This window comes from Enterobacter cloacae complex sp. 2024EL-00227, from assembly GCF_043945315.1.
Classification (GTDB): Bacteria; Pseudomonadota; Gammaproteobacteria; order Enterobacterales; family Enterobacteriaceae; genus Enterobacter; species Enterobacter roggenkampii.
The window spans coordinates 34,522-48,532 of the sequence record NZ_JBIMQP010000008.1; the positions used below are offsets into that span (position 1 = coordinate 34,522).

Below are 14,011 nucleotides of genomic sequence, written 5' to 3' on the forward strand. Positions count from 1 at the left end.
GGGAGACACACCGCAATGCACCCATTACTCAAACGTTCGCTGCTGTTTGTCGGCGCCATTATCGTGGTTCTCGCCCTCCTCGTCTGGGGGATCGGGCTGGAGACCCTCAGAGCGCGTCAGGTTGACCTGATCTATCTCGGGCAACAGCATATGATTCTGGTTTTCTCATCAATGTTCTTTGCCCTGCTGGTGGGTATTCCGGCCGGTATTCTGCTGAGCCGCCCGGCCGCGCGGGGTATCGCCGAATATGTGATGCAAATCTTCAACGTCGGCAACACGCTGCCGCCGCTGGCCGTGCTGGCGCTGGCGATGGTGGTGATTGGTATTGGCGATACGCCGGCCATCATCGCCCTGTTCCTCGCCTCGCTGCTGCCGATCGTGCGCAACACCTATGCCGGGCTGTGCTCGGTCCCGCCGTCGCTGCTGGAAGCGGCAAACGGCATCGGGATGACCAAATGGCAGCGTCTGCGCCAGGTTGAGCTGCCTGCCGCCTGGCCGGTCATGCTCTCGGGGATCCGCATCGCCACCGCCATTAACGTCGGTACCGCACCGCTGGCGTTCCTGATCGGTGCCAGCAGCTACGGCGAGCTGATTTTCCCGGGCATTTACCTGAACGATTTCCCGACCCTGATCCTCGGCGCGGCGGCCACCGCCCTGTTCGCCCTGATCCTCGATACCCTGCTGGCGGCGCTGGGTCGCGTGATGAGTCCCCATCTCGCTCGATAACAATAACAAGGAGCTTTTATGAGACTGATATCCAGCCTGGCGGCGCTGTGTGCCGCGGCGCTGTTCACCGGCCAGACCATTGCGGCCCCGCTGATTCTGGCGACCAAGAGCTTTACCGAGCAGCACATTCTCTCGGCGATGACCGTGCAGTACCTGCAAAAGAAAGGCTTTCAGGTGCAGCCGCAAACCAATATCGCCACGGTGATCTCCCGCAACGCGATGATCAACAAGCAGATTGACATGACCTGGGAGTACACCGGCACGTCATTAATCATCTTTAACCACATCAACAAGCGCATGTCGCCAGAGGAGTCTTACGAGACGGTGAAACGTCTGGACGCGAAGCACGGTCTGGTCTGGCTCAAGCCCGCCGACATGAACAACACCTATGCGTTCGCCATGCAGCGCAAGCGCGCCGAGGCAGAGCATATCAACACCATGTCGGACATGGTGGCGAAGATTGAGCAGATCCGAAAAACCACCCCGGACAAAAACTGTCTGCTGGGCTTAGACCTGGAATTTGCCGGGCGCAGCGACGGCATGAAGCCGCTTCAGGCCGCCTATAAGATGGACCTGGACCGCCCGCAGATCCGTCAGATGGACCCCGGTCTGGTCTATAACGCGGTGCGCGACGGTTTCGTCGACGCCGGGCTGATTTATACCACCGACGGGCGCGTGAAGGGCTTCGACCTCAAGGTGCTGGAGGATGATAAAGGCTTCTTCCCGAGCTATGCTGTCACCCCGGTAGTCCGTAAGGACACGCTGGAGGCCAACCCCGGCCTGGAAGAGGCGCTGAACACCCTCTCGGCCCAGCTCAACAACGACGTTATCACCGAACTGAACAAGAAGGTGGATATCGACCATCAGTCACCGCAGCAGGTCGCCCGTGATTTCCTGCGTAGCAAACAGCTGCTGTAGGAGGCGCTATGGAGACGATTCACTACATTCTGGACAACTGGGACTACCTGTTAACCCTGACGCTGCAGCATCTGTGGCTGGTGGCGCTGGCCGTAGGTTTAGCCATTCTCATCGGCGTCCCGCTCGGCATTCTGATTGTTCGCCACAAGTGGCTGGCGACGCCGGTGCTGGGGATTGCCACCATCGTGCTGACCATTCCGTCCATTGCGCTGTTTGGCCTGATGATCCCGCTGTTTTCGCTGATCGGTCAGGGGATTGGCGCCCTGCCCGCGATCACGGCGGTGTTTCTCTACTCGCTGCTGCCGATTGTGCGCAACACCCACACCGCGCTCGACAGCCTGCCTCCGGGCCTGCGCGAAGCCGGGCGCGGCATCGGCATGACCTTCTGGCAGCGCCTGCGCTGGGTCGAAATTCCGATGGCGCTGCCGGTGATTTTCGGCGGGATCCGCACCGCCGTGGTGATGAACATCGGCGTGATGGCGATTGCCGCGGTGATCGGCGCGGGCGGTCTGGGCCTGCTGCTGCTTAACGGCATCGGCGGAAGCGATATCCGCATGTTGATTGCGGGCGCGCTGATGATTTGTCTTTTAGCGATTGTGCTCGACTGGTTGCTGCACCGTCTGCAGGTGGTTCTGACTCCAAAGGGGATTCGATAATGATAAAACTGGAAAACCTCACCAAACACTTTTCACAGAAGCACGGCCAGACCTTCAAGGCCGTCGACAACGTCAACCTGAACGTGCCCGAAGGGGAAATGTGCGTCCTGCTCGGCCCGTCCGGCTGCGGGAAGACCACCACCCTGAAGATGATTAACCGCCTCATTACGCCGAGCAGCGGGACGATCCTGATCAACGGCGAAGACACCAGCGGGATGGACACCGTCACCCTGCGCCGCAACATTGGCTACGTGATCCAGCAGATTGGCCTGTTCCCGAACATGACCATCGAAGAGAACATCACCGTCGTACCGCGCATGCTGGGCTGGGATAAAGCACGCTGTAAAACCCGCGCCGAAGAGCTAATGGATATGGTGGCGCTGGATCCGCATAAGTTCCTGAATCGCTACCCGCGCGAGATGTCCGGCGGCCAGCAGCAGCGCATCGGCGTGATCCGCGCCCTGGCGGCGGATCCTCCGGTGCTGCTGATGGATGAGCCCTTCGGCGCGGTGGACCCGATCAACCGCGAGGTGATCCAGAACCAGTTCCTCGAGATGCAGCGCAAGCTGAAAAAAACCGTTATGCTGGTCAGCCACGACATCGATGAAGCCCTGAAGCTTGGCGACCGTATTGCGGTGTTCCGTCAGGGGAAAATCGTCCAGTGCGCCAGCCCTGATGAGCTGTTGGCGAAACCGGCGAACGAGTTTGTCGGCTCGTTTGTCGGTCAGGACCGCACGCTGAAGCGCCTGCTGCTGGTCTCCGCCGGAGACGTCACCGACCAGCAGCCCACTATCACGGTACGTGGCTCTACCCCGCTTCCAGAGGCCTTTGCCACCATGGATGATAACGATATCCGCGCCATCACCGTAGTGGACGAGCACGGTAAACCGCTGGGCTTTGTGAAGCGTCGCGAAGCGCGTAACGCCAGCGGCACCTGCGCCGACATCCTGCATCCGTTCCGCATGACCGGCAAAGCCGAAGACAACCTGCGCGTGGTGCTGTCACGCCTGTATGAGAGCAACACCAGCTGGATGCCGATCGTGGATGAGGACGGGCGCTACAACGGCGAGATTTCTCAGGACTATATAGCCGAGTATCTCAGTTCAGGTCGTACGCGTCGGGCGTTGAATATACATAGCGAGAGCTAATCTTTCCGGCCGGGCATCGCCCGGCTTTTCCGCACGCATACCTTTTGCTAACCCCGCGATTTCCCGCCACAATATTGTATCTTTCCCGTTTACTCGCGACCCATGCAACGTCTTCATACGTACCCCGACATCCGCGCGATGTTTCGTCGACTGCTGATTGCTACCGTCACCGGCGTGCTGGCCGCGCTGGCCGTTGCGGTGTTCCGCCACAGCATGTATCTGCTGGAGTGGTTGCTTCTCAGCAACGACAGCGGCAGCCTGGTGAATGCCGCCGCGTCGCTCTCACCCTGGCGGCGCGCGCTGACGCCCGCGCTGGGCGGGCTGGCTGCGGGACTGTTACTATGGGGATGGCAACGGCTGACCGCCCAGCGGCCTCATGCCCCCACCGATTATATGGAAGCGCTGGAGACCGGCGACGGTCAGTTTGATTACGGCGCCAGCCTGGTGAAATCCCTTGCCTCGCTGCTGGTCGTGGCCAGCGGAAGCGCCATCGGGCGTGAAGGGGCGATGATCCTGCTTGCCGCCCTCGCCGCCTCCTTTTTTGCCCGGCGCTTTACGCCCAAATCTGAATGGAAGTTATGGATCGCCTGCGGCGCCGCGGCCGGGATGGCCAGCGCCTACCATGCTCCGTTAGCCGGAAGCCTGTTCATTGCGGAGATTCTGTTTGGCACCCTGATGCTGGCCTCGCTCGGGCCCGTGGTTATCGCGGCGGTAGTGGCGCTTCTCACCACGCAGCTCCTGGCGCCGGGAACCGGCACGCTCTACGCGGTCCATTTGAGCGGCACACTCACCGCAACTGATTATGCCCTGCTGGTCGCCATGGGGCTGCTGGCGGGTCTTTGCGGACCGCTGCTGATGTGGCTGATGGCGTTCAGCCACGGGCTGTTCCTGCGCCTTAAGCTTTCGCCGCCGTGGCAGCTGGCGCTCGGCGGTGCGATCGTCGGGCTGCTGTCTCTTCTGACGCCGAAGGTGTGGGGGAACGGCTATAGCGTGGTGCAGGCTTTTCTGCTCGCCCCACCGCTGCTGTCGATCGTTGCAGGCGTCTTTATCTGTAAACTGCTGGCGGTGCTGGCGAGCAGCGGATCGGGCGCGCCGGGCGGGGTGTTCACGCCCACGCTGTTTGTCGGCATGGCGACAGGGATGCTGTTTGCACAGCTTTTCGCGCTGTGGCTGCCGGGCGCTGAGACGGCGATTCTGCTTGGGCTGGCGGGGATGGCGACGCTACTCGCCGCGACCACGCATGCGCCCATTATGTCGGCGCTGATGGTCTGTGAAATGACCGGGCAATATTTTTTACTGCCCGGTTTGCTGGTCGCCTGCGTGCTGGCGTCCGTGCTGTCGCGGACGTTACGCCACGACTCGATCTACGGTCAACACGCCACTGAGGGCAGAGAGATCGATGTACTGCGCTAGCTCGCGCTGCTCGGCGCGAGGCAGATAAGGCAGTTCACCCACCAGCGGTCCGGGTAGTTTGGTGCTCAGCACGTCGATGATCTCCGCATAGTGCGCCAGACCAGGGTTGATGCGGTTGGCCACCCAGCCAACCAGCGGCAGGCCGTCATTGGCAATCGCCTGCGCCGTCAGCAGCGCATGGTTGATGCACCCTTCCTGGATCCCCACCACCATCACCACCGGAAGCTGTTCCTGCACCACCCATTCCGACAGCGGGCGCAGATCGTTCATCAGGCTGCGCCAGCCGCCCGTGCCTTCCACCACCACATGATCGACCTTCTCGCACAGGCTCGCCAGACCGTTGGACAGCAGAGGGTAATTAATCAGGCCGCTGTGCGCCACGCTGCTCTCCTCTTCGCTTAACGCAATAGGATTGATCGCGTGATAAGGCAGTTCCAGTGACGAGACGCTTTGCAGTACCAGGGCGTCTTTATTACGCAATCCCTCTGGCGTCTCTTTACTCCCTTTTGCGACCGGTTTGTACCCTGCCACGCGTTTACCGCTTGCTGCCAGCGCCTGCAGCAATGCGCGGGATACAACGGTCTTGCCGACAGAGGTATCTGTACCAGTAACAAAGAAACGCTTAAGCATGACTCACTCCACCTCTTGGGTATGCTTCGAAAATATAAACCAGGTAAATAATTCAGTGGAGGAAGTCTACGGGATGCGTGCGCTACCCGGCTTGAGATAGCGCAATTTTTCTTACATCTGCAAAAAAGAGTTAACCCTGTAACAGGCGGATCAACAGCGAGCCGTTATACATGGCATCTTTGACCAGCGCCGCGCCGGCCATCGTGCCCTGATTGGAAAACTGGGTACTTTCTACCGCAATGTTCCGGCTGTAGGCGGGAAGCGACTGCTGCTGAATGCAGGCCGTAATCGCCGGGAAGAGGATCTCCGCCGCCTGGCTCAGCGGTGAGCCAATAAGGATTTTTTGCGGGTTGAAGAGGTTCACCATAATCGCCAGAATGCGGCCAACGTTATTCCCCACCCCGGTAATGATGTCCTTCGCCAGCAGATCGCCCTGACGCGCCGCGACGCAGAGAGAATCCACCGTGAGGGGTTGTCCGTGCAGCGAGGAGCTCATGGACTGACTGAGCCTGACCTGCGCCAGCTCCAGCACGCTTTCCACGCTGGCAATGGTCTCCAGACAGCCGTGGTTCCCGCAGTAGCAGCGCTTACCGTATGGGTCGACCTGGGTATGGCCAATTTCCACCAGACTGCTGCTTCCGGCGTGGAGAAGACGTCCGTCGGTAATGACGCCTGCCCCGACGTTATGATCGATAACTACCTGAATCACATCCCTCGCCCCGCGTGACGCGCCGAACAGCGCCTCCGCCATGGTCCAGGCGCTGATGTCATGCTGAATATAGACCGGCACGCCGGTATGGTTTTTCAGCACTTCGCCCAGCGGCATCTCTTTAACATCGTCGTAAAACGGCATGCGGTGAACAATGCCATTTTCGGTATCAATAATCCCCGGCATGGTGATGGCAATCGCCGTTAAGCGTTCAAGCTTCTGCTGGTGACGAATAAAGAAGCGATCGATATGCGAAACAATCGCGTCGAGGAGCGGTTCCTCAGCGTTGAGCGGCAGATCAAGACGGTCTTCCACCACCAGCTTGCTGCTGAGATCGCGCAGCGCAAGGAAGATCTCCCCCCGGCTGATGCGCAGCGACAGGTAGTGCCAGGCTTCCGTCTCCACCACCAGCCCGACTGCCGGACGGCCACGGCTGCCCGGCTCCTGAATTTCCGTCTCCTGAACCAGGTGCGCTTCCAGCATCTCGCGGACAATCTTGGTAATACTGGCGGGTGCCAGCTGTGCCAGGCGCGAGAGATCGATACGCGAAACCGGACCAAGCTGATCAATCAGGCGATACACCGCGCCAGCGTTGGTCTGCTTAATCTGATCAATATGCCCTGGCTGACTATCAGCGACCACCTCGTACTCCCTTATTTTCGAGCTTCGAAATAAACTGTTGGCTATGGTGAAGCACTTGCAGGGCTGCCGTCAAATATTTACTTAGCCATGTGATTTACTGCACATTTTTGCCCACTTTTCCCTGAAAATGCCGCCCGGCGGAGGCGTTCATCAACTGCTGTTTGAAGCGCTGCGCGGCATGGCTCTGTTCGCGATGTTTTGCCCAGACCAGCCACATCTCTGAAACGGCATCCTCTTCGGCGATGGTCACCCAACGCATTTCGCGCAGTTGTACCCGTTTAAAGGAGGCCGGAAGAATAGACACCCCCAGTCCTGCGGCGACCAGGCCGATAATGGTCATCGCTTCCCCGACTTCCTGGGTGATGACCGGGGCAAGATCGTAGCGGCGCATCAGCCCCAGGATATCGTCATACAGACCCGTTCCGACCTGCGGGTCAAAAAAGACAAACGGCTCGTTTGCCAGCTCTGCCAGCGAAACCGCCGGACGCGACGCCAGCGGGTGATCGTGCGGGATCATGGCCATCAGCGGCTCGCGCAGGATCACCTCCCACGCCAGCGAGTCCGGCAGCTGGGTATTACGCATCAGCCCCAGATCCAGCGAACCTTCATTGAGCGGCGCGATCTGCTCGCGGGTGTTGATTTCGCGCGTCTGGATATGAACATCCGGGAAATGGCGACGGAATGACGACAGGGTTTCCGAGACGGCGCTGATAAACGGTGCCGACGAGGTAAACCCGATGCGCAACTCTCCGGCCTCCCCGAGATAGAGCCGTTCTGCCCGGGCGGCGGCGTCCTCGACCATGCTCAGAATTTGTCGGCTGTCGATGAGAAACTGCTTACCCGCCGCCGTCAGGCTCACGCTGCGGTTGGTGCGGGCCAGAAGGCGCGCCCCGACCTGCTGCTCCAGGATCTGAATCTGCTGGCTTAAGGGCGGCTGAGAGATGTTCAGCCGCGCCGCCGCGCGGCCAAAATGCAGCTCTTCGGCGACGGCGACAAAATAGCGGAGATGACGCAGCTCGATATTCATATTTCTAAAGTATCATTTGAGATTATTAATATATTAGACAGAATATTTACATTTTCCTACCCTTATCAGGTGGTCATACCCGTCACCAGAAATCACGGGGATGTTTAAGCAAGGAAACTGTGTGAGTCGTACAACTGCCATTGATATCGATCCGGCGAGCGATATCGATGATTTACCTGCAACATCGCAGCCGGTTCAGTTCATTAAACGTGGTACCCCCCAATTTATGCGCGTCACGCTGGCGCTCTTCTCCGCCGGTCTGGCGACCTTCGCCCTGCTCTATTGCGTTCAGCCGATCCTGCCCGTGCTCTCCCATGAGTTTGGCGTTTCACCCGCCAGCAGCAGCGTATCCCTCTCTATTTCAACCGGCATGCTGGCGGTTGGCCTGCTCTTTACCGGGCCGCTGTCCGACGCCATCGGCCGTAAACAGGTGATGGTAACCGCGCTGATGCTGGCCTCGGTCTGTACGCTACTCTCGACCATGATGACCAGCTGGCACGGCATCCTGGTGATGCGCGCGCTGATTGGGCTCTCGCTCAGCGGCGTGGCGGCGGTCGGGATGACCTACCTCAGCGAGGAGATCCACCCGAGCTTTGTTGCCTTCTCTATGGGGCTATACATCAGCGGGAACTCGATTGGCGGGATGAGCGGACGTCTGCTGAGCGGGGTATTCACGGACTTCTTTAGCTGGCGTATTGCGCTGGCGGTCATCGGCTGTTTCGCACTGGCTTCTGCCCTGATGTTCTGGAAAATTCTGCCGGAATCGCGTCATTTCCGCCCGACATCGCTGCGCCCGAAAACGCTGTTTATCAACTTCCGCCTGCACTGGCGCGACAAGGGGCTGCCGCGCCTGTTCCTGACCGGCTTCCTGCTGATGGGCTCGTTCGTCACGCTGTTTAACTATATTGGCTATCGCCTGATGCTCTCGCCGTGGCATCTGAGCCAGGCTCTTGTCGGTTTACTCTCGGTTGCGTATTTGACCGGAACGTGGAGTTCACCGAAGGCCGGAGCAATGACCGCCCGCTATGGCCGCGGCCCGGTCATGCTGTTCTTCACGACGGTGATGCTGGTCGGCCTGCTGCTGACCCTCTTCTCCTCCCTGTGGCTGATTTTTGCCGGCATGCTGCTCTTCTCCGCGGGTTTTTTCGCCGCCCACTCGGTCGCCAGCAGCTGGATTGGCCCGCACGCGCGTCGCGCCAAGGGCCAGGCATCGTCTCTTTATCTGTTTAGCTATTACCTGGGGTCCAGCATCGCCGGGACGCTCGGCGGCGTGTTCTGGCATAGCTACGGCTGGAACGGCGTGGGCGGGTTTATTGCGTTGATGCTGTGCGCGGCGTTGCTGGTGGGGGGAAGCCTGCATAAACGTCTGCATTAACATTGTATTGAAAAGCCGATATTGCATAAAACGAAAGGCCGAAATAAACGGCCTTTCGTTTTATGTGGATTAAATCAGCGATTATTGTAAGCGGCAACACCTGCGCCAACAATAGCCAAAACACCAACTACTGCTTTAGCCTCTTTCACATGTTGGTTATGCATTATCGCTGCTTTATTCGCATTAACCGCATTAGGATCTAATGTAATAACATTGCTGAAATGGCTCATGCAAGCATCATCAACAGTTCCATTGAATGTACCTGAAAGTACTTTATCAGTTTTATTATCAATTAGTAATGACAATGCACAGATATGAGTAGCTGTAGCACTATCATAATTACCAGTGGTGTTAGATGTTCCAACCGCCCCTCCGGAGAAACCGTTACCATATCCCTGATAAGTGGAACTACCGACCACCACAGCATTGGTATCAGTGCTAAACAAACCAGCAGATGTTGTACCTTGATTGCTGTCCCACTGATACATTGTCTGGCTCCCATTGACGGGCATTGTTCGTGTTGGTATCCCTAAATCAGTCATTGCTTCTGCCTTACTGTGCCCAACAAGCGTAACTGTAGCATTTCTATACTGAGAAGGAACGGGTTGCATCGCGCAGCCAGCTAGTAAAGCCACTGAAATCGAGCATAAAATAAATTTAACCATTATAAAAATTGCCTATTAGTTGACTTTGACGCTATGAAAATCGCGTCGGCATAAGAATATTCTTATGCGCATTTCCATATTTGACTCTAAGAGCTATCTTCAACTTTCAAATAATTCATACGGTCAATGCAAATAATCATGATTATTCACATTACCAATTTAAAACATTAAGAAGCATCAACAACATTTGAGTAAGAAACATCTGTTTTAATCAGATCTGAACCTCTGTATGCTCGTTAAGAGCCTCAAACACAACGAGAACGTAGAATGAAAAATAATTATTCCTATCTATCGCTTACTAAAACCTTCCAGCGTCTCTCCCGCTTCTCGCACCTTACCTCCATCGCCAGCTGGGACATGTTCACCATGATGCCGCCCGGCGGCAGCGCCGCGCGCGGCGAGGCGCTGGCGGAGATGAGCGTCCTGCAGCATCAGATCCTGACCGATAAAAAAGTCGGCGACCTGTTAGCGGCGGCGGCAGGTGAAGATCTGAATGACGTCGAACAGGCCAACCTGCGCGAAATGACGCGCCACTACCAGCAGGCAACCCTGCTGCCGGAATCGCTGGTGGAAGCCAAATCCCTGGCGGGCAGCAGGTGCGAGCACGCCTGGCGCACGCAGCGTCCCGCCAACGACTGGCAGGGCTTTTCCGCGAACCTGAAAGAGGTGGTCAAACTCAGCCGTGAAGAGGCGCGCCTGCGGGCGGAAGCCAAAGGCTGTACGCCGTACGACGCGCTGCTGGATATTTTTGAGCCCGACATGACCAGCGCCCGTCTGGACGTTCTGTTCGGCGATATGAAATCCTGGCTGCCGGGCCTGCTGGCAAACGTCGTGGAAAAGCAGGCGCAACGTTCGTTTGTTCCTCCTCAGGGCCCATTCCCGACCGCAACACAGCGCGAACTGGGCCTGGAAGCCATGAAAATGCTCGGCTTCGATTTTAACGGCGGTCGCCTCGACGTGAGTGCGCACCCGTTCTGCGGCGGCGTGCCGGAAGACGTGCGCATCACCACGCGCTACGACGAGGATGAACTGCTCAGCGCGCTGTTTGGCGTGATCCACGAAACCGGACACGCGCGCTACGAACAAAACCTGCCGCGCGCATGGGCAGGACAGCCGATTGCCCTGGCCCGCTCAACCGCGATCCACGAATCCCAGAGCCTGTTCTTTGAGATGCAGCTGGGACGCAGTGAAGCCTTCCTCAAGCATCTTCTCCCTGCGGTGCACGCCCGCTTTGGCAGCCAGGCGGCGTTCAGCGAAGAGAATTTTATTGCCTGGAACCAGCGCGTGAAGCCGGGCTATATCCGCGTCGATGCGGACGAAGTGAGCTACCCGGCACACGTGGTGCTGCGCTATGAGATTGAGCGCGCGCTGATCAACGGCGAGATCGAAGTGGACGATATCCCTGTCCTGTGGGACGAGAAAATGCAGGCCTGGCTCGGGTTATCCACCAAAGACAACTACCGCAACGGCTGTATGCAGGATATCCACTGGACCGACGGCGGTTTTGGCTACTTCCCATCCTATACGCTGGGGGCCATGTATGCCGCACAGCTGTTCCACGCCGCGAAAACGGCGCTTCCGGGTCTGCAGGCCTCCATCGCTGAGGGCGATTTTTCCGCACTCTTTGAGTGGCTGCGTCAGAACATCTGGCAGCACGGCAGTCGCTTCAGCACGTCGCAGTTAATCACCCAGGCGACGGGTGAAGATCTGAATATCCGTTACTTCCGCGAGCATCTGGCCTCCCGTTATCTTTAATCCCTCTGCCGGAGCCTGCTCCGGCACTCTTCTCACCCTTTTCAATAAGAATATGATTTAGCACATATTGCCATGATTGCGCCGGGTGTATGAATGCGTGTCCTTCCGACACAATTAGACTGCTATCAGGCCAGAATTAAAAAAATAAAGGGATCAATGATGAAAGGCATAATGAAAACGGTGTTAGCGATTCTGTGTGCGACCAGTTTAAGTACTTTCGCAGCCACGGATAATACCCCGCAAGACGCGTTCAACGATATTACCCGCTCTCTTGCAGACCTCCAGCCCATCACGTTTCAGGCTCCCGCTGAAAAATATAAGCTGCTGGTGTTTATTGATAATCAGTGCATTTACTGCAGCAATGTAGTGAAAAACGTTAAGCAATATACGGATGCCGGTTTGACGATGTCGTTTCTGACCGTTGCGCCCAGCGCCATTCGCGACTCGGTAATTGAAGATATGGGGCGCGTCTGGTGTTCAGCCGATAAGGTCAAAAGCCTGCAACAAGCGATGGCGGGATTTTTACCGAATAACGACACCACGACAGCGTGCTCCGATCTGATCGCGCGGCAATCTGCACTGGCAGAACGTTTGGGCATTAGCGTCACCCCGGTAATGGTGGTTATTGAGCCTGAATCACGGTCGATTATAGGCAGTCAGTCTCCGGCGGCTATTCTGGCCACACTGAAAAGATAACAGAGACCTGTACGAGCAGCGGCGTTTGGTCTGTTCGTACACTTTTCTCCCCTCTGTACATTCCGTTACACGCCGATACCAATCACTCACGGAAACCCCGAATTTACAGGGATATAGTTATTTCAACGGCCCCGCAGTGGGGTTAAATGAAAAACCAAATTCGAGGGTATGAACATGAAAAAAGTATTAGCTCTGGTTGTTGCCGCTGCTATGGGTCTGTCTTCTGCTGCGTTCGCTGCTGAAACCACTGCTGCACCGGCTGCTGCGGCACCTGCTGCAACGACCACCGCGGCGCCAGCAAAAACTGTCCATCACAAGAAACATCATAAAGCCGCTAAACCGGCTGCAGAGCAAAAAGCCCAGGCCGCTAAAAAGCACCACAAAAAAGCGACCAAACCAGCTGCAGAGCAGAAAGCCCAGGCTGCTAAAAAGCACCACAAAAAAGCGACCAAACCGGCTGTAGAGCAGAAAGCCCAGGCTGCTAAAAAACATCACAAAAAAGCAGTAAAACACGAAGCTGCTAAACCAGCTGCACAGCCAGCTGCGTAAGAGTACAAGCTAAACCGTGCCCTTCGGGGCACGTTGGTAAACCGGCGCTGAACCGGAACAGGTTCCGCGCCGTTTTTTTTTATCCGGAGGGCGTATGCTGCGGCGCTATCGGTTTGAGCTGATTCTGATCCTGCTTATTTTATGCGCGCTCATCGCCAGCCATTTTTATCTTTCCTGAATGTAGCACGCTGATTTTACTCCCACTTTAGCGCTGTCCCGTCTATAGTATTTTCATAGGGTTCACTTTTAATAATCATAATTACCCCCACCAGAGTGAGATATGCGTAAATCTGTTGTGTTGTTACTGGGAACGTTTGGTCTTTTTTCTGGATTCTCACATGCGGATGATGGCGGTGATGACACCATTAGCGCGAAAGAGCTAAAGACGCTTTTTTTCAATCATGACGACCGTACGCGCGTCGCCGATCCCACCCAGGCGCCCTGGGATGCTATAGGTCAACTGGAAACCGCCAGCGGTAACTTATGTACTGCGACGCTGATCACCCCTCAGCTTGCCCTGACGGCAGGCCACTGTCTGTTAACGCCGCCAAACGGCAAGCCGGATAAAGCGGTGGCCTTGCGGTTTGTGTCGCAAAAAGGGACCTGGCGCTATGAAATCCACGGCATTGAAGGCCGGGTCGATCCGTCTCTCGGCAAACGGCTGAAACCGGATGGTGACGGCTGGATCGTGCCACCGGCGGCCGCCTCATGGGACTTTGGCCTGATCGTTTTACGCTACCCCCCTTCCGGCATTACGCCGCTGCCGTTATTTGACGGCGATAAAGACGCACTCACCGCCGCGCTGAAAGCCGCCGACCGGAAGGTGACGCAGTCCGGCTATCCTGTCGACCATCTGGATACCCTTTACACCCACACCGACTGTATTGTGACGGGCTGGGCGCAAACCAGCGTACTCTCACACCAGTGTGATACGTTGCCGGGTGACAGTGGTTCACCGCTGATGCTGAAAACAGATAACGGCTGGCAGTTGATTGGCGTGCAGAGCTCTGCACCGGCGGCGAAAGATCGCTGGCGGGCCGATAACCGGGCCTTGTCCGTGACCGGTTTTCGCGACAAGCTGGAAGCGCTGGCGCAGCAGTAA

General features: G+C 57.2%; 14 protein-coding genes. 10 read left to right on the forward strand and 4 right to left on the reverse strand.

All coding sequences use genetic code 11. The features are described from left to right. Positions 1 to 15 precede the first annotated feature (15 nt). The 5 genes from osmY (at position 16) to clcB (ending at position 4,861) form a co-directional block, all read left to right on the forward strand. On the forward strand, positions 16 to 726 hold the full coding sequence (gene osmY, locus ACHH0Z_RS14890; RefSeq protein WP_025911451.1) for an osmoprotectant ABC transporter permease OsmY: 711 nt from the start codon (positions 16 to 18) through the stop codon (positions 724 to 726). An 18-nt stretch (positions 727 to 744) separates the two neighbouring features. Next, a complete protein-coding gene (gene osmX / locus ACHH0Z_RS14895) occupies positions 745 to 1,644 on the forward strand; it encodes an osmoprotectant ABC transporter substrate-binding protein OsmX (RefSeq protein WP_045408287.1) in 900 nt (299 codons plus the stop codon). 8 nt (positions 1,645 to 1,652) lie between these two features. After that, on the forward strand, positions 1,653 to 2,300 hold the full coding sequence (osmW, locus tag ACHH0Z_RS14900; RefSeq protein ID WP_014169860.1) for an osmoprotectant ABC transporter permease OsmW: 648 nt from the start codon (positions 1,653 to 1,655) through the stop codon (positions 2,298 to 2,300). Then, entirely contained in the window at positions 2,300 to 3,448 is a 1,149-nt protein-coding gene (osmV, locus tag ACHH0Z_RS14905) for an osmoprotectant ABC transporter ATP-binding protein OsmV (protein WP_008502444.1), read from the forward strand. Before osmW ends, osmV begins: the two co-directional genes overlap by 1 nt. A gap of 102 nt (positions 3,449 to 3,550) precedes the next feature. Further along, on the forward strand, positions 3,551 to 4,861 hold the full coding sequence (clcB, locus tag ACHH0Z_RS14910) for a voltage-gated ClC-type chloride channel ClcB (RefSeq protein ID WP_063453369.1): 1,311 nt from the start codon (positions 3,551 to 3,553) through the stop codon (positions 4,859 to 4,861). On the opposite strand, the gene bioD is transcribed toward clcB, so the two are convergent. From bioD to ACHH0Z_RS14925, 3 genes are all read right to left on the reverse strand, one after another. After that, positions 4,796 to 5,491: a dethiobiotin synthase gene (bioD, locus tag ACHH0Z_RS14915; protein WP_008502446.1), complete on the reverse strand. Its 696-nt coding sequence runs from the start codon at positions 5,489 to 5,491 to the stop codon at positions 4,796 to 4,798. The genes clcB and bioD overlap by 66 nt on opposite strands. Before the next feature lie 130 nt (positions 5,492 to 5,621). After that, positions 5,622 to 6,842: a sugar metabolism global transcriptional regulator Mlc gene (gene mlc, locus ACHH0Z_RS14920; RefSeq protein WP_045408285.1), complete on the reverse strand. Its 1,221-nt coding sequence runs from the start codon at positions 6,840 to 6,842 to the stop codon at positions 5,622 to 5,624. A 94-nt stretch (positions 6,843 to 6,936) separates the two neighbouring features. After that, positions 6,937 to 7,869 carry a LysR family transcriptional regulator gene (locus ACHH0Z_RS14925; protein WP_023292581.1) on the reverse strand — a complete coding sequence of 311 codons (933 nt, stop codon included), beginning with the start codon at positions 7,867 to 7,869 and terminating at the stop codon, positions 6,937 to 6,939. 121 nt (positions 7,870 to 7,990) lie between these two features. Between ACHH0Z_RS14925 and ACHH0Z_RS14930 the strand changes: the two genes are divergently transcribed. Further along, positions 7,991 to 9,244 carry an MFS transporter gene (locus ACHH0Z_RS14930; RefSeq protein WP_045408282.1) on the forward strand — a complete coding sequence of 418 codons (1,254 nt, stop codon included), beginning with the start codon at positions 7,991 to 7,993 and terminating at the stop codon, positions 9,242 to 9,244. A gap of 74 nt (positions 9,245 to 9,318) precedes the next feature. Here ACHH0Z_RS14930 and ACHH0Z_RS14935 read toward each other — a convergent pair whose 3' ends face one another. Then, the gene (locus tag ACHH0Z_RS14935; RefSeq protein WP_127913781.1) at positions 9,319 to 9,909 is read right to left on the reverse strand and encodes a hypothetical protein; all 591 of its coding nucleotides are present in this window, start codon (positions 9,907 to 9,909) and stop codon (positions 9,319 to 9,321) included. A 267-nt stretch (positions 9,910 to 10,176) separates the two neighbouring features. On the opposite strand from ACHH0Z_RS14935, the gene ACHH0Z_RS14940 reads away from it, so the two are divergent. The 4 genes from ACHH0Z_RS14940 to ACHH0Z_RS14955 all read left to right on the forward strand — a co-directional run bounded on the left by ACHH0Z_RS14940 (position 10,177) and on the right by ACHH0Z_RS14955 (position 14,011). Beyond that, complete coding sequence (locus ACHH0Z_RS14940; RefSeq protein ID WP_045408279.1) at positions 10,177 to 11,664, forward strand: carboxypeptidase M32; 1,488 nt, start codon at positions 10,177 to 10,179, stop codon at positions 11,662 to 11,664. Between the two features lie 156 nt (positions 11,665 to 11,820). Continuing rightward, positions 11,821 to 12,360 (forward strand): thioredoxin fold domain-containing protein, encoded by a 540-nt coding sequence (locus ACHH0Z_RS14945; RefSeq protein ID WP_008502459.1) that lies wholly within the window; start codon positions 11,821 to 11,823, stop codon positions 12,358 to 12,360. A 174-nt stretch (positions 12,361 to 12,534) separates the two neighbouring features. Continuing rightward, entirely contained in the window at positions 12,535 to 12,909 is a 375-nt protein-coding gene (gene asr, locus ACHH0Z_RS14950; protein ID WP_021241183.1) for an acid resistance repetitive basic protein Asr, read from the forward strand. Positions 12,910 to 13,189: 280 nt separating this feature from the next. Then, the gene (locus tag ACHH0Z_RS14955; protein WP_008502460.1) at positions 13,190 to 14,011 is read left to right on the forward strand and encodes a serine protease; all 822 of its coding nucleotides are present in this window, start codon (positions 13,190 to 13,192) and stop codon (positions 14,009 to 14,011) included.